Annotated in this window: 23 protein-coding genes; 14 read left to right on the forward strand and 9 right to left on the reverse strand. The window is 50.3% G+C overall.

What is annotated here, in order from left to right:
• The first annotated feature begins 106 nt into the window (after positions 1 to 106).
• Entirely contained in the window at positions 107 to 889 is a 783-nt protein-coding gene (locus tag AC0VZ8_RS12945; RefSeq protein ID WP_475487682.1) for a DeoR/GlpR family DNA-binding transcription regulator, read from the forward strand.
• Positions 890 to 948: 59 nt separating this feature from the next.
• Complete coding sequence (locus AC0VZ8_RS12950) at positions 949 to 1,950, forward strand: phosphotransferase enzyme family protein (RefSeq protein WP_475487081.1); 1,002 nt, start codon at positions 949 to 951, stop codon at positions 1,948 to 1,950.
• A 100-nt stretch (positions 1,951 to 2,050) separates the two neighbouring features.
• On the opposite strand, the gene AC0VZ8_RS12955 is transcribed toward AC0VZ8_RS12950, so the two are convergent.
• A complete protein-coding gene (locus AC0VZ8_RS12955; RefSeq protein ID WP_475487082.1) occupies positions 2,051 to 2,644 on the reverse strand; it encodes a YjgB family protein in 594 nt (197 codons plus the stop codon).
• A 270-nt stretch (positions 2,645 to 2,914) separates the two neighbouring features.
• Here AC0VZ8_RS12955 and AC0VZ8_RS12960 point away from each other — a divergent pair, with 270 nt between their 5' ends.
• Complete coding sequence (locus tag AC0VZ8_RS12960) at positions 2,915 to 3,712, forward strand: formate/nitrite transporter family protein (protein ID WP_071218263.1); 798 nt, start codon at positions 2,915 to 2,917, stop codon at positions 3,710 to 3,712.
• Between the two features lie 25 nt (positions 3,713 to 3,737).
• On the opposite strand, the gene AC0VZ8_RS12965 is transcribed toward AC0VZ8_RS12960, so the two are convergent.
• The 3 genes from AC0VZ8_RS12965 to AC0VZ8_RS12975 all read right to left on the reverse strand — a co-directional run bounded on the left by AC0VZ8_RS12965 (position 3,738) and on the right by AC0VZ8_RS12975 (position 6,932).
• Entirely contained in the window at positions 3,738 to 4,280 is a 543-nt protein-coding gene (locus tag AC0VZ8_RS12965) for a GNAT family N-acetyltransferase (protein ID WP_475487083.1), read from the reverse strand.
• A 118-nt stretch (positions 4,281 to 4,398) separates the two neighbouring features.
• Positions 4,399 to 6,237: a UbiD family decarboxylase gene (locus AC0VZ8_RS12970; RefSeq protein WP_475487084.1), complete on the reverse strand. Its 1,839-nt coding sequence runs from the start codon at positions 6,235 to 6,237 to the stop codon at positions 4,399 to 4,401.
• Positions 6,238 to 6,374: 137 nt separating this feature from the next.
• Positions 6,375 to 6,932 (reverse strand): hypothetical protein, encoded by a 558-nt coding sequence (locus tag AC0VZ8_RS12975; RefSeq protein ID WP_475487085.1) that lies wholly within the window; start codon positions 6,930 to 6,932, stop codon positions 6,375 to 6,377.
• A gap of 167 nt (positions 6,933 to 7,099) precedes the next feature.
• Here AC0VZ8_RS12975 and AC0VZ8_RS12980 point away from each other — a divergent pair, with 167 nt between their 5' ends.
• Both AC0VZ8_RS12980 and AC0VZ8_RS12985 read left to right on the forward strand, forming a co-directional pair.
• Complete coding sequence (locus AC0VZ8_RS12980; RefSeq protein ID WP_475487086.1) at positions 7,100 to 7,702, forward strand: TetR/AcrR family transcriptional regulator; 603 nt, start codon at positions 7,100 to 7,102, stop codon at positions 7,700 to 7,702.
• Positions 7,703 to 7,780: 78 nt separating this feature from the next.
• Positions 7,781 to 7,993 carry a bacteriocin immunity protein gene (locus AC0VZ8_RS12985; protein WP_475487087.1) on the forward strand — a complete coding sequence of 71 codons (213 nt, stop codon included), beginning with the start codon at positions 7,781 to 7,783 and terminating at the stop codon, positions 7,991 to 7,993.
• A gap of 136 nt (positions 7,994 to 8,129) precedes the next feature.
• On the opposite strand, the gene AC0VZ8_RS12990 is transcribed toward AC0VZ8_RS12985, so the two are convergent.
• The 5 genes from AC0VZ8_RS12990 to AC0VZ8_RS13010 form a co-directional block, all read right to left on the reverse strand.
• Positions 8,130 to 8,408 carry a YxcD family protein gene (locus AC0VZ8_RS12990; protein WP_071218258.1) on the reverse strand — a complete coding sequence of 93 codons (279 nt, stop codon included), beginning with the start codon at positions 8,406 to 8,408 and terminating at the stop codon, positions 8,130 to 8,132.
• Positions 8,409 to 8,411: 3 nt separating this feature from the next.
• Entirely contained in the window at positions 8,412 to 8,852 is a 441-nt protein-coding gene (locus AC0VZ8_RS12995; protein ID WP_475487088.1) for a hypothetical protein, read from the reverse strand.
• 56 nt (positions 8,853 to 8,908) lie between these two features.
• Entirely contained in the window at positions 8,909 to 9,487 is a 579-nt protein-coding gene (locus AC0VZ8_RS13000; RefSeq protein ID WP_113056814.1) for a PadR family transcriptional regulator, read from the reverse strand.
• A gap of 204 nt (positions 9,488 to 9,691) precedes the next feature.
• Positions 9,692 to 10,261, reverse strand: coding sequence for a beta-class carbonic anhydrase (locus tag AC0VZ8_RS13005; RefSeq protein ID WP_071218255.1), 570 nt, complete (start codon positions 10,259 to 10,261; stop codon positions 9,692 to 9,694).
• Positions 10,262 to 10,305: 44 nt separating this feature from the next.
• Positions 10,306 to 10,635 carry an iron-sulfur cluster biosynthesis family protein gene (locus tag AC0VZ8_RS13010; protein WP_071218254.1) on the reverse strand — a complete coding sequence of 110 codons (330 nt, stop codon included), beginning with the start codon at positions 10,633 to 10,635 and terminating at the stop codon, positions 10,306 to 10,308.
• 128 nt (positions 10,636 to 10,763) lie between these two features.
• On the opposite strand from AC0VZ8_RS13010, the gene AC0VZ8_RS13015 reads away from it, so the two are divergent.
• The 9 genes from AC0VZ8_RS13015 (at position 10,764) to mutL (ending at position 23,466) form a co-directional block, all read left to right on the forward strand.
• Positions 10,764 to 12,281: a carboxypeptidase M32 gene (locus AC0VZ8_RS13015; protein WP_475487089.1), complete on the forward strand. Its 1,518-nt coding sequence runs from the start codon at positions 10,764 to 10,766 to the stop codon at positions 12,279 to 12,281.
• A 319-nt stretch (positions 12,282 to 12,600) separates the two neighbouring features.
• Complete coding sequence (locus AC0VZ8_RS13020; protein WP_475487090.1) at positions 12,601 to 13,602, forward strand: ABC transporter substrate-binding protein; 1,002 nt, start codon at positions 12,601 to 12,603, stop codon at positions 13,600 to 13,602.
• Between the two features lie 40 nt (positions 13,603 to 13,642).
• A complete protein-coding gene (locus AC0VZ8_RS13025) occupies positions 13,643 to 14,416 on the forward strand; it encodes an ABC transporter ATP-binding protein (RefSeq protein WP_475487091.1) in 774 nt (257 codons plus the stop codon).
• A 5-nt stretch (positions 14,417 to 14,421) separates the two neighbouring features.
• Entirely contained in the window at positions 14,422 to 15,255 is an 834-nt protein-coding gene (locus AC0VZ8_RS13030; protein ID WP_475487092.1) for an ABC transporter permease, read from the forward strand.
• A gap of 134 nt (positions 15,256 to 15,389) precedes the next feature.
• On the forward strand, positions 15,390 to 16,370 hold the full coding sequence (locus AC0VZ8_RS13035) for an aromatic acid exporter family protein (RefSeq protein ID WP_194542041.1): 981 nt from the start codon (positions 15,390 to 15,392) through the stop codon (positions 16,368 to 16,370).
• A gap of 128 nt (positions 16,371 to 16,498) precedes the next feature.
• Complete coding sequence (locus AC0VZ8_RS13040; RefSeq protein WP_071218248.1) at positions 16,499 to 17,065, forward strand: outer spore coat protein CotE; 567 nt, start codon at positions 16,499 to 16,501, stop codon at positions 17,063 to 17,065.
• Between the two features lie 106 nt (positions 17,066 to 17,171).
• Positions 17,172 to 18,422 carry a putative amidoligase domain-containing protein gene (locus AC0VZ8_RS13045; protein ID WP_475487093.1) on the forward strand — a complete coding sequence of 417 codons (1,251 nt, stop codon included), beginning with the start codon at positions 17,172 to 17,174 and terminating at the stop codon, positions 18,420 to 18,422.
• Positions 18,423 to 18,673: 251 nt separating this feature from the next.
• A complete protein-coding gene (gene mutS, locus AC0VZ8_RS13050; RefSeq protein WP_475487094.1) occupies positions 18,674 to 21,442 on the forward strand; it encodes a DNA mismatch repair protein MutS in 2,769 nt (922 codons plus the stop codon).
• Between the two features lie 38 nt (positions 21,443 to 21,480).
• Positions 21,481 to 23,466: a DNA mismatch repair endonuclease MutL gene (mutL, locus tag AC0VZ8_RS13055; protein ID WP_475487095.1), complete on the forward strand. Its 1,986-nt coding sequence runs from the start codon at positions 21,481 to 21,483 to the stop codon at positions 23,464 to 23,466.
• Positions 23,467 to 23,479: the final 13 nt, after the last annotated feature.

The following is a 23,479-nucleotide window of genomic DNA, read 5'->3' on the forward strand; positions in this document are numbered from 1 at the left end:
AGATTATCACTTGAAAAGCGGAACATAAATGAATATAATCGAGGTGTGAAGTGGAAATAAAATGAATAAACGGGAGGATAAGTGTATGGTGCAAGATCAATCAGGAATGTTTGCCGAGGAACGTCGTCAGAAAATTCTTGCTTTGCTGCATCAAGATAAACGGGTGATTGCCAAGGACTTGGCCGAGCGGTTTGAAATATCGATTGATTCGATTCGTCGGGATTTGACAATCATGGAGGAGCAAGGTTTACTCCAGAAAACGCACGGAGGCGCCATCCCCTCCATGAAAGTCAGGCAGCCGCCCTTGGCTCCGGAACAGCGGTATGGTGAAGGCTCTCCGGAAGGGCACGCCATTGCTCAATTAGCCGTTTCATACGTCCGAGAAAGAGATACGTTATTCATTGGCAGCAGCTCGCTTACCTACTTACTGCTGAAGTTTCTTCCAGAGCAGATGCCCTTGACAATCGTGACCAACTGCATGCGTGTAGCGGATGCCCTGCGAGAGCGCGAATGGATTGACACTTATTTAATTGGCGGACGGGTGAAGCCTTCCGGAAATATCACGGACGTGTTGGCTAACGAATTTATCCGTCAATTTAAATTTGATATCAGTTTCGTTAGCGGAGGCGGTATTTCCGATGAGGGAATATTCGTGGCTACTCCAGAAGTTGCCGCTTTTGGACGCGCGGTCTCTGCCGTATCCCGCCGCAGAATTGGCATGGCAACGCATCGGATCCTTGGACAGGATGGCTTTGCCAGAGCTGGCGCCGTCGAAGATCTGGATGTGTTAATTACCGATCACAAGGCGGATCAGGGGGTTATGGACCGGATTCAGGAGATGGGTGTAAAGGTCATTGTGGCGAAAACGGAAGAAGTTGCACAGACATAAAGATCCATTCGAGATAACTTTATATAAGTTAAGATTTAACAGGTAAGCGAGGTAAAATCATGATTCAGCAGCTTCTGCAAGCGAACTGGCCGGAGTGGAACGGTCGGCTGGCTAAAGGTCCTACGGGCTGGAACAATACGACCCATTTTATTCATAATGAACAACGCCATTCGGTCATGCGCATTTACAATACGCATCGAGACAGGGCAAGAATCGAATTCGAGTTTGCGGTCCTGGACTCGCTGCAGCGGGTGCCGCTGAGCTTTAAGATACCGGCTCCTATTCCATCCATGTCTGGCGATAAGATGGTTCGGGTTCAGGACGGGAGTGAGCGTTACACCTGCCTGTTTGCCTACATTGAGGGAGTACGTCCGGAAGAAGGCAGCATTCAAGCAGCGTATTCCTTCGGGGAGAAGACGGGGGAGCTGGTGAATGCCCTGGCGGTTTGTTCAATCGGAATGAAGCCGGTGTACCCGCCGTATTACGAGCTGCTTCAGTCCTATCCTGTGTGCAACGAGGCGTTCATACTTGATTTTTGCAATCAGCCGCCACCGGCATTCAAGGATCAAGGAGAGGCACTTCATATACTAAAAGAAGCGTACGCTGATATATGCAGCAGGCTAGAATCTCTTAAAAATCTGCCGCAGCAGCTGGTTCATGGCGATCTGAACTTTTCGAACCTGCTGGTGGACGCAGAGCACCCGCACACGGTCACCGCTCTGCTTGATTTTGAATTTTGTACACAGGATGTAAGAGCGATGGAGCCTGCGGTCGTCATATCGGGATTTATGGGAATGGCCGACGAGAAGGAGGCCATAAGGCAGTTTTGCGAAGGATTTGCCCAACGCGTACGGCTGAGCGCCGAGGAGATTGGCGCGATTCCGGTTCTCATGCGCTTGCGTATGGTGGATGTGTTTCTTCATTTTTTGAGCCGCTATCGGGAAGGGACCGATGAGTCTCCTGTGTTAAGGGAACAAGTGGATATGCTGGCTGCCGGATTTCAGCGGATGGAATACAGCCAGGAATGGCTGGATGATATGTTGTTTCAGTGTTTGCTGTGAAGATCTCTCGTGAATCCGAAAAGCCCGGCTCTCTAAGAGACCGGGCCTTTCCGATGTATTCTGGACATGCTATTGGTAAGTGAAGTGTTTCCAATCACGGTTAATTCAGCAGATTAATATGGTCCAGCTCTGTGCTGCTGTTAAAGATGAACTCCAATTTGTACTCTCCCCGGTTGTAAGTGAGCTTGGTTTGTTTGATTTTTCCGGTTTTGAAAGTGGTTGTGGCATCCGGTGCAAACCAGTTCTGCTTCAGCATTTTCATGGTGATGCCGCCGATGTTGGTCTGTCGTTCCACGTTCGTGCCAAAATAACGCATCTCGCGGATTTTGTTCAGTTTATAGGAAAAGGCGTAGCCTGGATTCCCCATGTTTGCCCCGTATACATCGAAGGCATCGGCATGCTTGCCGGGCACGGAAGGCTCGCCAATGGCTTTGTACACGTCCTGCTTCGTGCTTTTGCCAATCGTTAAACCGCTGACGGCTCCAGGGAATTGCCCCTTTAAAGCAGGTTTATAAAAGCTGTTAAGTGTCTTGAGCGCTTGCTTTGCAGCATAATCGCCGGAATTAGCGGCCTGGGCGGCTTCTGCTTGCTGAAGCGGAAAAACAGCATGATTTACGCCGATTGCACTTACGCCGAAGACGCCTGCCATGGCCAAGGCGACGATTGCTTTTTTTGCTGGATGTTTCAAGTTCATGTTGCATCCTCTCCTTTGTAACAACTAATTACCACATGCACTGTGCATCAAACAAGTGTGTCAAACTTATCTTCCCATAATAGTGGAAGCGAAGCGGCATTGGGTTACGATTCTATGAAGATGAAATATCAGAATTGATACCCGGAGTGGATCGAGTTCTGCCCACCATGTATGTTTCATCGGGGAGAATGGGGTAATGATGGATGGGGTGATATGAATTATTGGAAAAATCGTGTAATCTATATAGAACCGACTTTTTCAGGAGGAATTATGGAAACCGAATCATTACTCAAGGTGGAGCAGCTTGCTATCAAAAAACACAAAATTTTCAAACAAAGCCATCTTCGTTACATCGCCCGCTCCATGCTCGCCAGCATGTTTATCGGCTTCGGCGTCATTGTTGCGTTTAAGACAGGCAACTTCTTTTATCTGGAGCATTCCCCTCTGACTTACCCGATGGCCGCCATTACGTTTGGCGCGGCGATCATTCTAATCGCGTATGGGGGAGGGGATTTGTTTACGGGGAATACGTTCTACTACACGTACGCCGCTCTCCGCAAGAAACTAAGGTGGCTGGAGGTCGTCAAGCTGTGGGTCTTCAGCTATGCGGGGAATATTTTGGGGGCGTGCACGTTTGCGCTGCTGATATTTTTGACCGGACTTTTCATGGATTCATCCGTGAACGGTTTTCTGCTTGATGTGGTTGAGCACAAAATGACCACCCCGACGGTGCAGCTGTTTTTCAGGGCTATTCTCTGTAACTGGCTCGTGTGCCTTGCCTTTTTTATCCCGATGTCATTGAAGGGCGACGGGGCCAAAATGTTCGCCATGATGCTGTTTGTATTCTGCTTCTTCATTTCCGGATACGAGCACAGCGTTGCCAATATGTGCACCTTTGCCATTGCGCTCGTGCTGAATCATCCCGGCACGATTTCATTGGAAGGCGTACTGCATAACCTGATTCCGGTAACGATTGGCAATTTGATTGGCGGCGTGCTGCTGATGGGTTTTATGTATTATTTTGTGAACAAACCGTTTCTGGATGCCAAGGAATCCCCGGGAGAATAAAACTTCGGCGGTTTATGCACAATCTCTAACGCAAATGGAACTGGTTCTTTAATAATGAGTACACCCGCGTATCGTGCGCCACGCCATTTTGATAAATATATTGGCGAAGAACACCTTCCGCTTCAAATCCGAGTTTGGTCAGGAGGGCGTGGGAAGCCTGGTTCTCGATAAAAACAACGGCACCGATGCGCGTCAGACCAAGCTCCTTAAAACCATATGGGATAACGGCGGAGGCGGCTTCGCTTGCATAACCTTGCCCCCAGAATTCAGGATGTAATTCATATCCGATCTCGGCCCTCTTATGCCGCGGGGACCATACGTTATACCCAATCGTGCCGATGAGACCCTGCGCATCTTTCCGTTCGATGCCCCATCGAACCCCGCGTTTCTCCCTGTAGTTGTTAGCGAAGAGCTCAACGAATTGGAGAGCCTGCTCAATGGTGGTCAGTGTGTCTTGTCCGTAATAGCGAGTCACGTCATCATTCGAGAAGCAGTTGTAGATAGCCCCGGCATCCTGATGCTGGATCTCCCGCAGTCTTAATCGCTGGGTCTCTAGTATTGGAAACATATTCTTCCTCCCAAGTAGAAAATGAAATATTATAACAACGGGCTGGCCTTAAAAGGACCAGCCCGTTTAAATTGCATTCATTTAAATGTTAGTAGTCCGCTTTAGGATTGCTCAGCACTTATCGTATCGGAATCCGGCTTAAACTGCCTCCGTCCGCAAATAAACGCATGATGCTGCGTTCGACCTCTTCATCCGGTATTAATGGCGGGGCCTGATGCGGCTTCGTACGGGCATCGATAATGACCGTATCACAGCCCCAATGCTTGTGCTCATAGCGGCTGTTCACACCGTGAATGTCATGGGAAGGATTGCTGCGCGTAAAGGTTGCCCACAGAAAATTATTCATTGTCGCACTCATGAATTCACTGTCATCGCACAGAATGATCATCGGACAAGACGGGAGCGAACCTCGCTCGCGGATTGCATCGCTTAGGCTCGCCATTTCCTGCTCCACTTCGGCATAACTCGTAAAAGGGGCTCCCTGGATCGCAACAATGCCGGGCATGATCCATTTTGCCGGCGAGTATCCGGGGAGATTCTTTAGGGCTTCAGGCAGCTCATGGCACAAATCCCTTTTTTTATCCCCGACCGCAGCGAATACGACCTTGCTGCCGGTGTTGAGTCCGGTCCCGGAATAATCGAGTGTATCGATCGTGGTATTGGTCTGAAAATGGATGTCCCGCTGCAGATCGATGCGCTCCAATATATAGGTCAAGAAGTCCTCGATGCGATGTGTGCTTAAAGGCTCCATCTCTTCAGCCGCGATGAATAAATACTTGGCTAAGCTTAATTGGCCCGTGCCCAATATCCGATTAGCAATCGTGAGAAGCTCAGCTGGTTGTTTAACTTGTTGATAAGGGGTATAACGTTCGCTGCCGATGGCAAAGAGCAAGGGGTGTACCCCTGCAGCGTCCACTGCATGCACCTCTTTGACACCCGGGATTTCTTGCCGGATGGCACCGCCGGTCAGTTCATGAATCAGTTCGCCGAAGGACGTATCTTCCTGCGGCGGTCTTCCCACTACCGTAAATGGATAGATTGCCTGCTGTTTGGCGTAAACCTTGTGCACGCGCATGACGGGAAACGGATGGACCAGGCTGTAATAGCCCAGATGATCGCCAAAAGGTCCCTCGGGCTTGGTCTCGCCGGGATGGATTTCCCCTGTAATGACGAAATCCGCATCGTGGCTAATGCAGTAGCCGTCAACATAGCTGTACCGGAAATGGCGTCCGGACAGCAAGCCGGCAAAGGTTAGCTCGCTCATGCCTTCCGGCAGCGGCATAACCGCTGAAATCGTATGAGCAGGAGGACCCCCGATGAAACAGCTTACTTTAAGCGGCTGCCCCAATTTATTAGCCTTGGCTTGATGGATCCCGATGCCCCGGTGGATCTGATAATGGATGCCGACTTCCTTGTTCGTTTCATATTCGTTGCCTGTCAGCTGCACCCGGTACATGCCCAGATTGGAATTCATGACGCCCGGCTTCTCCGGATCTTCCGAATAGACTTGAGGCAGCGTGACAAAAGCACCACCATCGTCCTTCCAGTGTTTAATCAGCGGCATATCAGAAATTTGGATTTCCTGAAACCCAGGTGGCAGCCCCCCCGTTTTTTTGATAGGTAACGCGGTTTTAGCTGCTAATCCTGTCCCGATATATTTGAACGGATTTTTGAGCGCCTTCATCGGATCGTTGCGCAGCGCAATGACGTCTTGCGTGGATGCAAAGGTTTCCCGAAAAATGAATTTACTACGCTCGATCGTCCCGAACAGGTTGGAGACCGCGCGGAACCTCGAACCTTTTACATTTTCAAACAGCAGCGCCGGGCCGCCTGCAGCATAGACCTTCATATGTATGGCTGCCATTTCCAAATGAGGATCAACCTCTTCATGTATACGAACCAAATGCCCATGTTTCTCCAGATCCATAATGCATTCTTCCAGATTATGATATTTCATTACATAGCTCCAATCCCTTGAAGATAGTGAACTTATTCTACTATCTACTATTATCGACAATCTCACAGCACAGGTCAATGACACCCGATATAGACTGGAAGAATGGAAACGGATCTTGATAGAGTGCGTGGCAGGATTTATGCCCGTTGTTCTGCTCCCCCATAATGGTCGACAGCGAAGCTGAACAATACTTTCAGCATAAACAGGGTGCCAATCAATAACATGTAGGGCTGGATGTTGGACAGCAAGAACGTACCCCCAATGCCGATCGACAAGAGCAAGCCTCCTATAAAATGCTGCGATGATTTCCCAATCAGCGTATTCACGATCACGGCTCCAGCGATGGTATATGCCCATATCCCTACCGCATACACCATGTCGGTATCCAGCAATACGGCGACCAGGAGAATATGAACGTGGATTGCGATGAACACAATCCGCTGTTTTTTACGGGCTGCATAGAAATTACTGGTCGAGCGGGTGAAGTTGGCGATACAGCCGCAGAAAATATCAAAAATAAGCAATAAAGCAAGGATACCTCGCCATAAAGGCAAAGAATGCAGGATATCCGGAAAAACAAGGCTTACCGCTAGGGTCAGACATCCGCCGAACGCCAAGATGACAAGAATCGTGGCAATGGATTGCTGTTCACCGAAAACCTCATGCAGAAACGAAGGAATCTTTATTGCTTTCATTTCATACCGCCCTCATTTCATCGTAATTTAATTTGAAGTTATGTAGTAAATGAAGTGATGTACTACAAAAAGAGTATAATTTCGAGCAGGGAATGTCAATTGTTTTGTACTGAAAACATTGATACACTCTAAAACTTGGTTTATACTTCATTTGAGGTGGAGAACACATGAACGGGTATGAACGCAGAAAGCATAAAAAAATGGAACAAATCTACGCTGTCGCTTTCCAGCTTTTTTCGAGGCACGGTTACCAAAAGGTTAGCGTTAACGAAATCGCCCAACAGGCAGGCGTGTCACCTGCAACGATATATAACTATTTTGGAACCAAAGATCAGCTCTATATGGATATGATCAGGGATTGGACGGACAAGCAGTTGGCGGTGTATGAGCGCATTCTGGATTCCGGGCGTTCATTTGCCGAAAAGACCCAAGAAATCATGCTGCGGGAGGCTAAAAATCTGACCTTTTTATCGGAAGAGTTTCGGAATTTCCAAACCTCCGAGGAGCGCGGCATTAGTCAGACGATCCAACAGTACAGCGAGGAGAAGGTGAAAGATTTTTTTATGAAGTTTGTCGCGCTGGGGAAACAAGAAGGTTATATTCATAAGGACCAAACCGAAGAGGTTACGATGCTGTACTTCTCGATGTTCATGAATGAGCTGGGGCGACGCTGGGATTCGGGGAACCGGGAACATGTCAACGGCAGCATGGAAACCTTGCTGGAGCTTTTCTTTTACGGTTTAGCCGGACAAAAACATGAAGTCCATTGAGAGCGAGGGAGAGCGGTTGAAGTAAGTCTGAGAAGGAATTTATTCGGCGCTGGGTCGATGACAAGAAAGGAGCCGTACATGAACGAATTAACGAAAGCGCAAATCCTTGATCTGGTGACAAGTCTCTATAATGGGGAAGGCAGCGAGGACGAGGTGGGGGAATGGATCGAATTGCTGCAGCGGAATGTTCCCCACCCCGACATTAGCAATTTGATTTTTTGGCCGGAAAAAGATCTGACACCTGAGGAAATCGTTGATAAGGCATTGAATTATAAACCAATCGTACTATGAGCTCGTTGATGATCGTGCATTTGGTGCCTCGGCTGTACGCGAGTAGGGGATATCATATGTACGAACTTATCTTAGGTAATCAAAAAAGGAGCCGCTTCGCATATTAGCGAAGCGGCTCCTTTATCGATAGATGGTATTATTGCTGAACGATTGCGATAATCTCGTCTTCCAGCTCAAGTCGTACTTGCTCACTGTAAGCGCGGATATTGTACTCGGAGTACAGGTAGCGGAGAATAGCTTCGATGAGGTTAGCCTCAATCAAATATTGCGTTCTTCCGCCGACCCATACTTCAGCTGTATATCCGGTATCTTCGTCCCAGCTAAGCTCAAGCGATACATCGGTTGGTTTGACGCCTCTGCGTTCCGCCTGATGAAGGCAGACCGCATTGACGATTTCGTCCATGCTTAGAACCATGGATTAGTACCGATTGTTGTTATTGTTGTTGTCGCGAGGATCGTTTTGTTTACGACGGTTCTTCACGGCGCGTACAACAGCCATAACGATCATAATCAAAGCCCAGATTGCGATCAGGTTAATGAGCAATCCCATGATTTCGCCCATGAAGCCCATGCCGGCGAACATGCTGCCGAAGAGCAAGCCAGCCAGACCACCGATCATAAGTCCTTTCATCAAGCTGCCGCCGCTGAAAAATCCTGGTTTTTTCGTGTTAGCGGCTGCCCCTGTATTGGAACGGTTGTTCGTTTGTTGAACATTATTAGTATCCTTTTTCGGAGTGCTGTTGTATGACTTGGTCCCGGATTTGAAACCTCCGCCACCTCTTCTGGCATCTGCGGAATCAGGCGTCAGCGCTACAAAGAACAGTGTAATCGCTACAAGAATCGTCAATACTTTTTTCATCGTGTTCTGTCGAACCTCCCAGTAAATTTAGAGTAATAAAGAGTAATACGGACGAGTCACGATAAGGTTTCAAAATTTGTGCGACCATGTTTTGAGGCTGTTGTGTGCTGCTGCTGTCTCAGTAATTCCAGTACCCAATCACACCATTTCAGCTCGGTTTCAGCCATCATCAGCCCTTTGGTAGCGAGTACATAATTGCTGAAAGCCTTGCTTCCAATCTCGCGGGTATCCTCCGGAATTCCCTCTAAAATCTGCTCATAATAACGTTTTTTCTCCAGATACCCGATTCTGCGGTCCTCGAAAATATCGACGGCGATGCCGATTTCCGTCAGCCACAGACAAAAGGTTCGAAGAGAAAGTTCATCCTTGGTGACTGCAGGCGCGATCGGTTGGTACATCCATTCACGCAGCTTCTGCATGCCTTTTTCTGTAATCGCATAAATTTTCTTGTCCGGTTTATCACTTTGCTGAACCCAATGCGAGGACAACAGCTGTTTCTCCTCCATGCTGGACAGCAGAGGATAGATTTGACTGTGTTTGGCCTGCCAAAAGGGCTGTATTCGAAGCATCAAATCGTATCCTGATGATTCTCTTCTTGCTAGTAACCCTAACAAGCCGTATGACAACGTATTCATGGACATAACTCCCTTTGAAACGCATATCGTGGACGCTAAGGCGTGGATGGTCATCCGCCTATCGGTCCGGTTGATAAAAAGTGTACACTGAAACTGTATGGTTTGACAACTGGGGGAGGGGGCTTTCTCTCTGCTTTTGGCAAAATTGTGACTAAAAAAGCACAAACGCGTACGCGTTTGTGCTTCCATTTGACTTTGATTGATTTATTCGTTCTCGTATCCTTCTACGACCAGATCAAGCGCACCGGTGTTAGGGTCGATGACCATGCCATGAACGGGAACGTTTGGAGGAAGAAGCGGGTGGTTTTTGATCAGGCTCACCGTATTTTTTACGCCGTCCGTAATGTTATCGAACCCGCGAAGCCATTTGGATAACCGGATGCCGGAGTTTTCCAGCGTGGATAACACTTCATCGGATATGCCGCGGTCTCTCATATGCTGGATCATATCATCGGCGTTCAAGGAAGCCATGCCGCATTCGTAGTGACCCACAACGATGACTTCTTCGGCGTGCAGTTCGTACAGTGCTACCATGACGCTTCGCATAACACTTCCGAAGGGCTGTGAAATGATGGCGCCGGCGTTTTTAATGATTTTGACATCGCCATTTTTGAAATTCATTGCTTTAGGGAGCAGTTCAACCAATCGTGTATCCATACAAGTAATAATGACGAGTTTCTTCTCAGGAAAACGCCCTGTCAGGTAGGATTCGTACTCTTTATTCTCTACAAAGCTGCGATTGTGTTCCAGTATGCTGTTAAGGTGTTTTTCCATCGATTTTCTCTCCTTTGTATCTATCTATAATTTAATTGTTGTAGTTACGCTCTGGCATCTAATACTTGGATATTGGTGCCGTAGTTCTGTCCGCTGCTGTCCAGCCGGAAGGAGTAAGTGGCTGGATCGGCGCCCAGCCTCATCTTCTCTTCGAAAAAAACGGCCTGCTTGCGGTTTACGATAAACGGCACCGTGCTTCCTGTCTCGACAGCGATATCTTCCGTCGTCGGCTCATCTACAATACGCAGGCTTGGGACGCCGTTGACGGCACATCCGCATCCCTCCGTGTCATAGATCAGCCTGATTGCGCCCGGCTTGTCCCCGAGCTTGTCCTTCAGCTTCAGCTCGGCTTGCCGGGTGAGTTGAATATTCACGGCCTCATGACACTCCTTTATATGTATATTGTTATTTATTCTTTCTGGAAGTTGATTATATACCTTGTAAAACGTATCATCAATAGAGTATAGAAGAATCCTATTATAAAAAAAGAAGGTGTGCCGGAATGGCAGTACAACATTTACCACAATGGGAACAATTTGATCGATTGGTTCGCAAAATTATGAGTTATTACGAAGCTATTGGCCTACTTCATTGGGATTTACGGACAGGTGCTCCACGCAAGGGAACCGAAATTCGTTCGGAAACGATCGGGGTTTTATCCACAGAGGCGTTTAAACTGCAAATATCGGAAGAGATGGGACAGCTGTTATCATTTTTTGCGGAGCCGAAACAGGCGCAGCAGCTGGATGATCGCAAACGCCGCATGATTGCGGAAGTGCGAAAGGTGTACGATCAGAGCAAATCCATCCCGCCTGAACGCTTCCAGGAGTACTCCATTCTCGCCGCTCAATCGGAGACGAAGTGGGAGGAGGCGAAGAAGAACAGCGATTTTGAAGGTTTCGAACCTTACTTAACGAAGATCGTTGCGTTCAAGCAAGAGTTTATTGATTATTGGGGCGTGAAAAACACCAGATACGACACACTCCTTGATATGTATGAGCCAGATTTAACGGTGGAAAAGGTGGATGCTATCTTCGACCGCCTGAAAGCGCGTCTGGTACCGCTGGTTCATGCGATCCAGAAATCGTCCTTCAAGCCAAGAACGGATTTCTTGAAGCAGCTGTTCCCGAAAGAACAGCAGGAGAAATTCAGTTTGTTCCTGCTGGAGCAGATGGGCTACGACTTTGAAGCCGGACGTTTGGACGAAAGCGTGCATCCATTTGCGACAGGCTTGAACCCGGGTGACGTGCGCATCACGACCATGTATCTTCCGGATGATGTGCTAAGTGCGGTATTCAGCTCTTTGCATGAGGGAGGGCATGCCCTTTACGAGCAAAATATCGATAAGGAGCTTGCGGGTACGCCGCTCTCCGGTGGTACCTCCATGGGCATCCATGAATCTCAATCCCGTCTGTGGGAAAATATGATTGGTCGCAGCCGTCCGTTCTGGCGCCGTTATTTTGCAGATCTGCAGCAGCATTTCCCTGAACAATTGAAGGGCGTGGACATCGAGGATTTCTATTTGGCCGCGAACAAGGTAGAGAATTCTCTCATTCGAATTGAGGCGGATGAGCTTACTTATAACCTGCATATCATCATTCGTTATGAGATCGAGAAGAAACTCTTTAACGAAGGTTTGGCCGTGAAGGAGCTGCCGGAGACCTGGAACGCGAAGTATAAAGAATATCTCGGCATTATGCCGCCAAATGACGGAATGGGCGTCCTGCAGGACGTTCACTGGTCCGGCGGCGATTTCGGGTATTTCGCTTCGTATTCCCTCGGCAATATGTATGCGGCTCAGTTCCTTTACACGATGCGCAAAGAACTGCCGAATCTCGACCAGCTCATCGAAGAGGGGAACCTGGCTCCGATCAAGGAATGGCTGACGGACAAGGTTTACAAGTACGGAAAGAGCGAGAAGCCGTCCGAGATCATCTTGCGCGTCACCGGAGAAGAACTGAATCCGGACTATCTGGCCGATTATCTCGAAGAGAAGTATAAAGAGATTTACAAACTTTGATCCACATTATAAACGCAGCCCAAGTGGCTGCGTTTTTTTTTGTATTAAGACAGTATACACCTTCGAGGGCTTCCATCCTTTTCTCGCTAGAAAACTTCCTCTAAACACGGTCTGTCTTCTGTGAAAATGCGTTAATAGACGTTTTTGTTATGATTCGTGGTTCCGAGTAATCTTGGATTAGGGATATGTTATTTGTTTCCAAATATCCATATTGCCAATCAAACACAGCCCCCAGCATATCTATCAGGCGTTTAACCTTTGGGCAGGCACATGCATATGCTGAAAAGAAACAAAGGGTCAATGGGAATGGAGGGTTACGATGAAGCGTCAAAAATGGTGGGGGCTGGCGTTAACCATGCTGCTTGTTTGCGGAGTGGCGCTTGCCGGGTGCGGTGGCGGCGGATCGGCTACGAAGGTCAAGATTGGCGAAGTGACGCGCTCGATCTTCTATGCGCCGCAGTATGTCGCATTGGAAAAAGGATTTTTTAAGGAAGAGGGGCTTGATGTCGAGCTGCAGACGACCCCTGGCGGAGACAAAACGATGACGGCCCTGCTGTCGGGAGCCATCGATGTGGCACTTGTCGGCTCGGAAACTTCGATTTACGTGTATCAACAGGGCTCTGAAGATCCGGTCATTAACTTCGGACAGGTGACGCAGACAGACGGGACATTTTTGATGGCCAGGGATGCGGGCGCTTTTGACTGGAACAACCTGAAGGGTAAAGTATTCCTCGGTCAGCGTAAGGGCGGAATGCCGCAGATGGCAGGCGAGTTTACGCTCCGTAAAAAAGGAATCGATCCGCATGCGGACCTGGAACTGATTCAGAATATCGATTTTGCAAATATCGCCTCTGCTTATGCTTCCGGCACCGGTGAATTTGTTCAGCTCTTTGAGCCGCAGGCCTCCATCTTTGAAAAAGAAGGCCGAGGCAAGGTGGTCGCTTCCTTTGGCGTTGAAAGCGGACGACTGCCATATACCGTATTCATGACAAAACAGAGCTTTATCGACAAAAACGATGCCACGGTGCAGAAGTTTACGAATGCCCTTTACAAGGCACAGCAATGGGTGGATGCGAGCAGCCCGGAAGATATCGCGGATGCGATCATGCCTTATTTTAAGGATAGCGACCGCGACATCGTAGTGTCTTCCGTTAAACGCTACAAGGAGCAGGGCAGCTATGCGACCGATCCGATCGTGGACGAGGCGGAATGGAACAATCTGCTGGACGTGATGGAGCAGGCCGGGGAACTGAAAGAACGGGTAGCGCCTGAAAGAATCGTCAACAACAGCTTTGCCGAGAAAGCGAAACAAGCCAAATGATGAATTAGCCTAATCCATAGAACGAAGGGAGAGAGCACCAATGGTACCGGTAGTTGAATTGAATGATATCGCTCACGTATATGTCACGGATCGGGAAGCCTCTCTGGCTGTGGAAGGGATTCAATTGAAGGTGGAACCGGGGGAGTTCATCAGCCTGGTTGGGCCTAGCGGCTGCGGCAAGACAACGATTTTGTCTGTCATTGCCGGCTTGCTGCAGCCATCCAAAGGAGCCGCCTATGTGAATGGCAAACCGGTAACCGGGCCGTCGCCGGCGGTCGGGTACATGCTGCAGCAGGACTATTTATTTCCTTGGCGCACCATTATGGATAACGCCTTGATCGGCTTGGAACTGACGGAGCGGTTGAATCCGGAAAGTCGCGGTATCGTTCAGAGTTTGCTCAAGGAGATGGGCCTTGGGGACAGCGGCAACCTCTATCCCGCCCAGCTGTCAGGCGGAATGAGACAGCGGGTTGCGCTTGTAAGGACCTTGGCGACGGATCCGGGCCTGCTATTGCTGGATGAACCTTTCTCCGCACTGGATTATCAGACGAAGCTGCAGCTTGAGGATCTGATCGTGGACACCTTGAAGGAGCGCGGGAAGACCGCCATCCTGGTGACCCATGATTTGTCCGAAGCCATTGCGATGAGCGATCGGGTCATTCTCCTGAACCGCAACCCGGGGAGGATTCACCGAATGTTCAATATTCCTGAGAACATACGTCAGGTACAGCCTTTTTATGCTCGTAAGGAGCCGGGGTTCAACGAATTGTTTCATGAGATCTGGGGCGAAATGCAAACGATCGGGAAGGAGTGAAGCCTATGACATCAAGGGATGAGCCTCATGCTTCTTCTTCGAAGGGCTGGCTCCAGGATATTTATGTAAAACACATGAAGCGCAAGAAAAGTTTACGCAGACGCGTGCTGACCGTCCAGCTTAGCATGCTGCTGCTATTCTTTATCTGGTGGGAAGCGGCGGGGAGATTCAAATGGATAGACGTGCTGCTCTTCAGCTATCCGACCAAAATTTTTGCCAACATATGGGGGAATATGATCAGCGGCGAGTTATGGGGGCACTTGGGGATCACGGTAGGGGAGACGGTTGTCGGATTTCTGCTTGGTACGCTGGTAGGCACGCTGCTCGCCGTATTCATCTGGTGGTCACCGTTTCTTAACAAGGTTCTGGATCCCTATATGGTTGTGTTCAACAGTATGCCGAAAGTAGCGCTGGGTCCGATATTTATCGTGATGTTTGGCGCAGGTTTTACGGCTATTGTTGTCACTACGTTATCCATCACGGTCATCGTGACCACGCTTGTTGTATACAACAGTTTTCATGAGGTGGATTCCAATCTGATCAAGGTCGTCCGGACGTTCGGCGGAACCAAGCGCCAGGTGTTTCAGCGGGTTATTTTGCCAGCTTCGTATCCGGCGATCGTATCAACGCTCAAGGTCAATGTGGGCATGGCGTGGGTCGGCGTCATCGTCGGCGAATTTCTGGTCGCCCAATCGGGTCTCGGTTACTTGATTATGTACGGGTTTCAGGTATTCAATTTCACGCTTGTGCTGTCGAGTCTGCTCATTATCGCCGTCGTGGCAACAGCCATGTATCAAATGGTGGTATATATAGAAAGGAAATTGCTGACTCATCGTTAATGGGCTTGGTCTATTGCCCCCAGGCATGGTTGTTTATGGCATAAAAATAAGCTAGGATGAAGATACCTTATATATGTGGTCACATAAGGAAACATATATAGTCATCATCAACTCGCCTGGAGGCTCTTCATCATATGGGATTTCGTGTCATCAAAACGGCTGCGGCAAGCCTGCTTGCCATCTTAATTACAGATGCCTTGAACATACCGGGGGCTACGTCCGCCGGTCTTCTTGCTATACTTGGCGTTGACGTCACGCGAAAACGGAGTGTGCGCTCCATATCGTCCAGATTGTTCGCTTCATTGCTGGGTCTGGTGCTGGCGTGTATTCTATTTTATTTTCTCGGATTTCATTATTGGGTATTGGCTCTATACATATTGCTTGCCTTTCCCGCGATTTCAAAGGCGAACTTCAAGGAAGGCATCGTAACCAGTTCGGTCGTGGTGTTTCGGGTGTTCCAGGGGGAAGAGATTGGTATGGACATTTTGCTCACCCAAATCGAACTGTTGATTATCGGTCTCGGATCGGCCATGCTTGTGAACCTGGTTTATATGCCGAACAGCGAGGGAGCGATGATGGAGATCCGCCAGAAGGTGGACGGGCTCTTCTCCGTCATTTTCCGTCACTTCTCGCTTACGCTTCGGGATCCTGAACATATATGGGACGGTAAAGAGCTGATTGAGGCCAACCGGCAGATTGAGAAAGGAATTGAGGAAGCGAAGCGGGCATCGGAGAACCAGATGATTCATCCGGACGGCTCCTGGAACATCTATTTTTATATGCGGAAGGAACAGATGGAGAATATCCAGAGCATGATGCATCAAATATCCCAGGTGTACGAGCGGCTTCCTCACGGTGTGCTGACGGCTGAAATATTCGATCAATTAAGCAAGGATGTCGTTGCCGAAGGGTATACGGGCAAGTCCGAAGGACTGCTGATTGAGCTGGAGGACAGGTTCAAGGAGATGGAACTGCCGACGACCCGCGAAGAATTCGAGGTCCGGTCCGCGATCCTGCAGCTATGCCATGAGCTGGAATACTATTTGAATATTTCTAAGAAGTATAAGGCGCCCACGGCAAAAAAACCGCAGAAGCGCGCGGATTCGGCCGTATAGCTCTGGGATTTGCAAAAAAAAATCTGATATTTTTAGCATCATATGAATTTATTTGGACCACTTCATTCAACATTCGCCCATGTCTTGCATACACATGTATGGAATGATTGTATGGAGGAGGTTCGAAGATGTCATTGAGTCATAAACACCAATGTAGAGAAATCATCACGAAGGCGATCTGCGGCAAGGGTCGTAAATTCTCTACCGTAACACATACCGTGACTCCGCCTAATAATCCGACCAGTATTTTGGGGGCTTGGATTATAAACCATCAATACGAGGCGGTTGCCGCCGGAGACGGAATTGAAGTTATTGGTACTTACGATGTTAACATCTGGTATTCCTATGACAAAAATTCACAGACCGATGTGGCGAAAGAAACGGTATCGTATGTAGAACGCGTGCCTCTTTCCTATCTGGATCCGAAGCATCGTGCATCCACGGTGGAAGTGTCGGCAGAAGCGACACAGGAGCCGAGCTGCGTTGAGGCCAGCGTATCCTCGAATGGCACGAGTGTCATTCTGCGGGTAGAGAGAGAGTACGCGGTGGAGCTGATTGCCGAAACCAAGGTCGTTGTCAAAGTATGCAGCCATCATCATGGCGACTACGAGGACAAAGAATTCGATTACGTCCTGGGAGACGAAGTCGATGATTACGAAGACCTTGATTACGAAGGTCTGGAGGATGAACTGTAAGATAACCCTCCTGTAGGAATGATTCTAATCTTAGCATATGCAGTGAGGGCAGCTTTGCGGAGGGCGGATGCCCTCTTTTTTATTTTTTTTACAGGGGGACTAGGAGATGGCTCAATTTAAAGTAAAACCAGCTGCTGTAAAAGAATATGTACCCTTGAAGGGAGCTGCTGTGCTTCTCGCGCAAGCGCGTCTGTCCAGATCCGGGATACCGTCCCTTCTGGGCTTGGGCTCGGTTGAGGAAAAGCATTACACGGCCAGGTACGCGGTTCATGTTGAGCAGCTGTCCGCAGTCTCAATCCGCTCCTATCAGCTCGGCGGCAGTGAAGTCATGTTTGAGCCTGACCCCGAGAACGGGAGGTATGAGGATGGCCTGCATCGGCGATTGGAGAAAGCGGCCCTGCGGTCGCTGTATACGCTGGGTGTGGATGAAGGAGAGGTTATCATCAATGCCCGGCCAGGGCGAAGATATGTAGTCGAGGACATCCGCATGAAAGCGGGCCGGAGTAAAACCGTTATGAGTGCGAAGGGGGTGCCGGCGGCAGGTTTTCACGCGCATAACGAAGACGGTGAATCCCCTTTGGCTGCGCCGCTGCTCATGGGGATGGATCCCGAGTTTGTGCTGATGAAGGATAACGGGGAGATTGTGTTTGCATCCGAATTTATGGAGCACGGCGGGTCGGTCGGCAGTGACGCCGTTCGTTTTCGGGGTGAGGTTATTTACCCCATTGCCGAGCTCAGGCCGTTACCGAGAGCGAATCCGAAGGCGTTAATGATTGAAATGCAAAAAGCTCTGCGTCAAGCCCAGAGCCTGATTGCCGATCATTCACTGACATGGAGGGCAGGAGCCCTGCCTTATGGTGATTTCCCGCTAGGCGGTCATATTCATTTCAGCGGAGTACCGCTCTCCCTGTCTCTTCTTCAGACGCTGGATAATTATCTGGCTCTGCCGCTGGCGCTGCTCGAAGACCCCAAGGGGCGTTCTCGCAGACCCCGTTATGGGTTCCTGGGGGATTTTCGGAGGCAGCCGTATGGCGGGTTTGAATACCGTACGCTTCCCAGCTTTCTCGTTTCCCCGCTTGTCGCGAAGGTGTCATTGTATGTTGCCTACCTGGCAGCTCGATACAGCGATCGTTTGCTGGCGAGGCCATTCAATACGGAGCGTTACCATCGCGCCTATTATGAAGGCGACAAGTCCGTGCTTAAAGAATGTATCGCAGGCTGGCACAGGGATTTATCAGCGCTGCCGGAATATTCGGACTTTGCCCGCGAAATCGAACTGGCGCTTGCTCACATGGAAGCGGGGCGGGCTTGGGATGAAAGCAGAGATATCAGGCCACTGTGGAATATTCCCGTTTAAGAGGTTGTTCAAAAAGTCCGATTTTGATCACGAAGTGAATCAAGAAGCAACTCGGCATCGAATCTTGAATTCAGCCGGGCCTTCCGGTGCTCACGTACAAACTACGTACGCTCCGCTCCTCACTCCCTAGCTTCATCCAACCTTCTCGGTGCTGAAAACCGACCTTTTTGAACGCGCACGTTAAACCGTAATGCCTTGCGGTCAATTTCTGTTATAATGGAGGTCAAGCTAGAAGGTAATGGAGGTACGTCATGGCTAAATATACGCCGATGATTGAACAATATTTGAAGGTCAAAGAACAAGCGCGCGATGCGTTTCTTTTTTTCCGCCTAGGCGATTTTTACGAAATGTTTTTTGATGATGCGATCCTTGCATCGAAGGAATTGGAGATTACGCTGACCGGCCGCGAAGGCGGCGGTGCAGAGAAAATACCGATGTGCGGAGTCCCTTATCATTCCGCGGAGGGTTATATTCAGCGGTTGATTGAGAAGGGGTACAAAGTCGCCATCTGCGAACAGATGGAGGATGCTTCAGTCACCAAAGGCATGGTGCGGCGGGAAATCGTTCGGGTCGTGACGCCGGGGACCATCATGGACGGCAAGGTTGTGCACGACAAGTCGAACAATTACATGGTGTGTGTCACGGAAACGGGCGGCTTGATGTCTTTATCTGCATGCGATCTGTCAACCGGGGAGCTTTATGTGACGTCAGTTCCATCTTCGGAGGAATGGCTGCGGGATGAGATTGGCCTCTATGAGCCTTCCGAGATTATTGGGGATGCAGCGCTGCTTGATATCATTTCATCTCAGGCGCTTCCAGGCAGCCGCAACATCGTTTATACGGCATGGGATCGTAGGGAGGACGCATTGGTACGCACCCAGTTCGGTGAGCCGGCTTGGGCCCGCCTGGAAGAGGAGCGAAGAGCCTGCATATCCCTGCTGATCTCGTATTTAAGCGAGATGCAGAAGCGGTCGCTGGGGCAGCTGACGCAGATTGCTTCCTATGAACCGGGACAATACATGGTTCTGGATCCGTTCACCAGACGCAACCTGGAGCTGGTTGAGACGGTTCGTGAGCGTTCGAAGAAAGGTTCGCTCCTGTGGCTTCTGGATCGCACGGAAACCTCGATGGGAGCCAGACTCCTGCGGCGGAGAATCGATAAACCTCTGCTGTCCCGCAGCCGGATTGAAGAGCGGCTGGAGGCTGTTGAGCATTTGTATAACCAGTACATACTGCGTGAAGATTTGCGGATGGCGCTTAAAGAGATATACGATCTGGAGCGGTTGGTCGGCCGGATCGCGTTCGGCAGCGCGAACGGACGGGATTTGAACGCACTCAAGCTGTCATTAAGACAAATTCCTTCCTTAAAAGAGCTGTGTGCCCAGTCTGCTTCCGAGACGCTGCGCCGGGTGGCTCAGGATACGGATATTTGCGACGATCTGTGCGAACTGATCGAGAATGCGATTGTTGACGAACCGCCGGTATCCGTGCGTGACGGAGGCATCATCAAGCCGGGCTATCACGAGCGGCTGGATGAGTTTCGTGAAGCGAGCACCAGCGGCAAACGCTGGATCGCCGAGCTGGAAGCCAAGGAACGCGCCGCTACGGGGATCAAGTCGCTGAAGATCGGTTACAACAAGGTGTTCGGCTATTATATCGAGGTGACGAAGTCCAATCTTTCGTCCCTGCCGGAAGGCCGGTATGAGCGCAAACAGACGCTGGCGAACGCGGAGCGTTATGTCACGCCCGAGCTGAAGGAGAAGGAAGGATTGATCCTTGAGGCACAGGAGAAGATGGTGGATCTGGAGTACGCTCTCTTTACCGAGCTCAGGGACAAGCTGAATACCCAAGTGAGCCGGCTCCAAAAGCTCGCGGAGCGCATTGCCGAGATTGACGTCTATCAATCCCTGGCCGCGGTCAGCGCGGAATACCGGTTCGTGAAGCCGGAACTGAGCGAAGGTTATGATTATATCGTTGAAGGCGGTCGCCACCCTGTCGTGGAAGCCGTCATGAAGGATTCATCGTTTATCGCGAACGGGACGGATTTACGCAAGGACGGCTCCTCGATCCTGCTGATTACCGGTCCGAATATGGCTGGAAAAAGCACATACATGCGCCAGGTTGCCTTGTTATCGATTTTGGCCCAGATGGGCTGCTTTGTTCCGGCAGAGCGCGCGGTTATCCCGCTGGTGGACCGTATCTTTACCCGCATCGGAGCGGCAGACGATCTGATCGGCGGCCAGAGCACTTTTATGGTGGAAATGGCGGATATTCAGGTCATGACGGAAAAAGCAACGCCCCGCAGTCTGATTATTATTGATGAGCTGGGACGCGGTACGTCAACGAGTGAAGGCATGGCGATTGCCCAAGCCGTGATTGAGTATGTGCATGACCATATCGGCTGTAAGGCATTGGTATCCACGCATTTCCATGAGCTCGCCCATCTTCAGGAAAGCCTTGGCGGTCTCAAAAACTATTCCATGGCGGTTCAGGAAAGCGGAGACAAAGTGCATTTCCTCCGCAAGCTGATCCCTGGCGCGGCTGACAGCAGCTACGGCATTTACTGTGCGAGATTGGCAGGTTTGCCCGGCAGCATCATTGACCGCGCCTATGGGCTCCTGCAGGGCCTGGAGATGGCCTCGCTGGCCGCGGTGGCATCGGAGCAAGGGATTGTGATGCAGCGCGAGCAGCCAGCTGCCGCAGCTCCTTCCGATGAGAGACGAAGCGGACCGGAAGCTGTCTATGAGCATCGTGATAATAAGATGCTGTATACCGAAAGCTTGAGCGGTGCCGACCGGAAGGGCGGCGTGGTGCAGCTCTCCATTTTTGGCGAGGAGGAAGTGCCTGAACCGAGTGTTAAGCCTGGCAAGGATCAGCATTCCATGGCGCAGGAAGCTTCTCAAGATCCTGCCGTCAAGAGCCTCATTGCTGCCGTTAAAGGCGTAGACGTGATGAATATGACGCCGCTTCAGGCCATGCAATTCCTGAATGACCTGAAGCTTCAAGCGAAGGATATGTGATTTTAGCATGGGAATGAAATGAAACGGAGGTAGGAACGATGGGGATTATTCGGATTTTGGACGAGCATATTGCAAACCAGATTGCTGCCGGTGAGGTGGTGGAGCGGCCTGCCTCCGTTGTGAAGGAGCTAGTCGAGAACGCCATTGATGCCGGGAGCACCAAGATTGACGTAACGGTCGAAGAAGGCGGACTGGACAGCATTCGCGTAACGGATAACGGCGCCGGCATTGATCCGGAGGATTGCGAGACGGCTTTTTACCGCCATGCGACAAGCAAAATCGCTGAAGGCCGCGATCTGTTTCAAATCACCAGCCTTGGATTCAGGGGCGAAGCCCTGCCATCCATCGCGGCCGTATCCAAGGTGCGTCTGGTTACGTCCAATGCTCAGGATGGCCGCGGACGGGTGATCGAAATCGAAGGCGGTCATCTGCGCGTGAACGAAGAAACGGCTGCACCCCGAGGAACGGATTTTCTCGTGAAGGAATTGTTCTTCAATACGCCGGCAAGGCTGAAATATATGAAAACGATCCAAACCGAGCTGGGGCATATATCCGACTATATGTATCGTCTGGCCCTTTCCCGGCCGGATATTGCCTTTACGCTCAGGCACAATGGAAACTCGCTGCTGCAGACGCTGGGCAACGGCGATGCCCTTCAGGTCATTGCGGCCATATACGGTACCCAATCGGCCAAAGCGATGCTGCCGTTTGAAGCGGAGAATATGGACTACACGCTAAGCGGATATATCAGCCGCCCGGATTATACCCGGGCCAACCGTAACGGCATGTCGCTGATCATCAATGGGAGGTATATTCGGAACTACGGTTTAATGCAGGCGATTTTGAGAGGTTATCATACGCTGCTGCCAATCAACCGGTTTCCGCTCGTTGTCATTCAACTGTCCATGCACCCCTCATTGATTGATGTGAATGTGCATCCATCCAAACTGGAGGTGCGGTTCAGTAAAGAGCAAGAGCTGTTCGCTTTGGTAGAGGAAGAAATTCGCAAGGTGCTGCAGCAGGAAATCCTGATTCCACGCCCGGCCAAACAAAATATTGGTAAAAGCGACAACGCCTATATCCAGGAACAGCTGCAATTTTCTCCTGCGCAAGGCCATGCCTCGGCGAACGGCAGCGGCAATGAACGGGAAATCGCAATCCCAGGAAGCGGCGAGCCTTCAATTGGCGGAAACATGCCTCTCAGGGTGCCGCCTGCATCGAAATGGCCGGAGGGGCAGGTCTTCACCCAGTCTGAGCCGGATATCAAACGCGCGTATGGGTCCGGAGCAGCAGGTACATCTGCCACCTCGCAAATGCGGGAAACGGCAGCAGCTTCTTCTTACCGCAGTGAATACCGCAATGAGACCAGGGGGAATGCTGGAATTCCTGCCGTAACGAAAGAGTGGCTGCAGGCCGCCTCAGGACCGGCTCCTGAGATCCCGCCATTTCCGGAGCTCACGCTTATCGGCCAGCATCACGGCACTTATCTCATAGCGCAGAATGATACCGGGCTGTACCTGATTGATCAGCATGCCGCGCATGAGCGGATTAACTACGAGTATTACTACGAACAGTTTGGCAACCCGGCAGACGCATCCCAGGAGCTGCTGCTGCCGATTACGCTGGAATTTACGCCCTCGGAATCGGAGAAGGTGAAGGAACGGCTGCACTGGTTTGAGAAGGTTGGTGTGTATATGGAGTTTTTTGGCGGTCATACCTTCCTGGTGCGTTCCCATCCGTTCTGGTTCCCCAAGGGCGACGAGAAGGCCATTATCGAAGAGATGGCTGAATGGGTGCTGAGCGAACGCAATATCGATATCGCCAAGCTGAGAGAAACCTCGTCGATCATGTGTTCCTGCAAGGCTTCCATCAAAGCCAATCAGAAGCTGACGGAGCAGGAGGCGATGACGTTGATACAGCGTTTGGGCGCCTGCCGGCAGCCATACACATGTCCGCATGGACGACCGATTGTGGTTTCGTTCTCGACTTATGATTTGGAGAAAATGTTTAAGCGCGTTATGTAACAGCAAGGAGGAC

Source organism: Paenibacillus sp. QJM3NY_38 (genome assembly GCF_056173265.1).

What these genes read in the sequence shown, in the direction of transcription:
- AC0VZ8_RS12945 (WP_475487682.1), top strand. Translation starts at nt 107, where the DNA reads ATGTTTGCCGAGGAACGTCGTCAGAAAATTCTTGCTTTGCTGCATCAA.
- AC0VZ8_RS13000 (WP_113056814.1), bottom strand. Translation starts at nt 9,487, where the DNA reads ATGAATACGTTGTCATACGGCTTGTTAGGGTTACTAGCAAGAAGAGAA.
- AC0VZ8_RS13035 (WP_194542041.1), top strand. Translation starts at nt 15,390, where the DNA reads ATGGGATTTCGTGTCATCAAAACGGCTGCGGCAAGCCTGCTTGCCATC.
- mutL (WP_475487095.1), top strand. Translation starts at nt 21,481, where the DNA reads ATGGGGATTATTCGGATTTTGGACGAGCATATTGCAAACCAGATTGCT.
- AC0VZ8_RS12995 (WP_475487088.1), bottom strand. Translation starts at nt 8,852, where the DNA reads ATGAAAAAAGTATTGACGATTCTTGTAGCGATTACACTGTTCTTTGTA.
- AC0VZ8_RS13045 (WP_475487093.1), top strand. Translation starts at nt 17,172, where the DNA reads ATGGCTCAATTTAAAGTAAAACCAGCTGCTGTAAAAGAATATGTACCC.
- mutS (WP_475487094.1), top strand. Translation starts at nt 18,674, where the DNA reads ATGGCTAAATATACGCCGATGATTGAACAATATTTGAAGGTCAAAGAA.
- AC0VZ8_RS13020 (WP_475487090.1), top strand. Translation starts at nt 12,601, where the DNA reads ATGAAGCGTCAAAAATGGTGGGGGCTGGCGTTAACCATGCTGCTTGTT.
- AC0VZ8_RS12970 (WP_475487084.1), bottom strand. Translation starts at nt 6,237, where the DNA reads ATGAAATATCATAATCTGGAAGAATGCATTATGGATCTGGAGAAACAT.
- AC0VZ8_RS12985 (WP_475487087.1), top strand. Translation starts at nt 7,781, where the DNA reads ATGAACGAATTAACGAAAGCGCAAATCCTTGATCTGGTGACAAGTCTC.
- AC0VZ8_RS13015 (WP_475487089.1), top strand. Translation starts at nt 10,764, where the DNA reads ATGGCAGTACAACATTTACCACAATGGGAACAATTTGATCGATTGGTT.
- AC0VZ8_RS12960 (WP_071218263.1), top strand. Translation starts at nt 2,915, where the DNA reads ATGGAAACCGAATCATTACTCAAGGTGGAGCAGCTTGCTATCAAAAAA.
- AC0VZ8_RS12980 (WP_475487086.1), top strand. Translation starts at nt 7,100, where the DNA reads ATGAACGGGTATGAACGCAGAAAGCATAAAAAAATGGAACAAATCTAC.
- AC0VZ8_RS13005 (WP_071218255.1), bottom strand. Translation starts at nt 10,261, where the DNA reads ATGGAAAAACACCTTAACAGCATACTGGAACACAATCGCAGCTTTGTA.
- AC0VZ8_RS12955 (WP_475487082.1), bottom strand. Translation starts at nt 2,644, where the DNA reads ATGAACTTGAAACATCCAGCAAAAAAAGCAATCGTCGCCTTGGCCATG.
- AC0VZ8_RS12950 (WP_475487081.1), top strand. Translation starts at nt 949, where the DNA reads ATGATTCAGCAGCTTCTGCAAGCGAACTGGCCGGAGTGGAACGGTCGG.
- AC0VZ8_RS13030 (WP_475487092.1), top strand. Translation starts at nt 14,422, where the DNA reads ATGACATCAAGGGATGAGCCTCATGCTTCTTCTTCGAAGGGCTGGCTC.
- AC0VZ8_RS12990 (WP_071218258.1), bottom strand. Translation starts at nt 8,408, where the DNA reads ATGGTTCTAAGCATGGACGAAATCGTCAATGCGGTCTGCCTTCATCAG.
- AC0VZ8_RS13025 (WP_475487091.1), top strand. Translation starts at nt 13,643, where the DNA reads ATGGTACCGGTAGTTGAATTGAATGATATCGCTCACGTATATGTCACG.
- AC0VZ8_RS13040 (WP_071218248.1), top strand. Translation starts at nt 16,499, where the DNA reads ATGTCATTGAGTCATAAACACCAATGTAGAGAAATCATCACGAAGGCG.
- AC0VZ8_RS12975 (WP_475487085.1), bottom strand. Translation starts at nt 6,932, where the DNA reads ATGAAAGCAATAAAGATTCCTTCGTTTCTGCATGAGGTTTTCGGTGAA.
- AC0VZ8_RS12965 (WP_475487083.1), bottom strand. Translation starts at nt 4,280, where the DNA reads ATGTTTCCAATACTAGAGACCCAGCGATTAAGACTGCGGGAGATCCAG.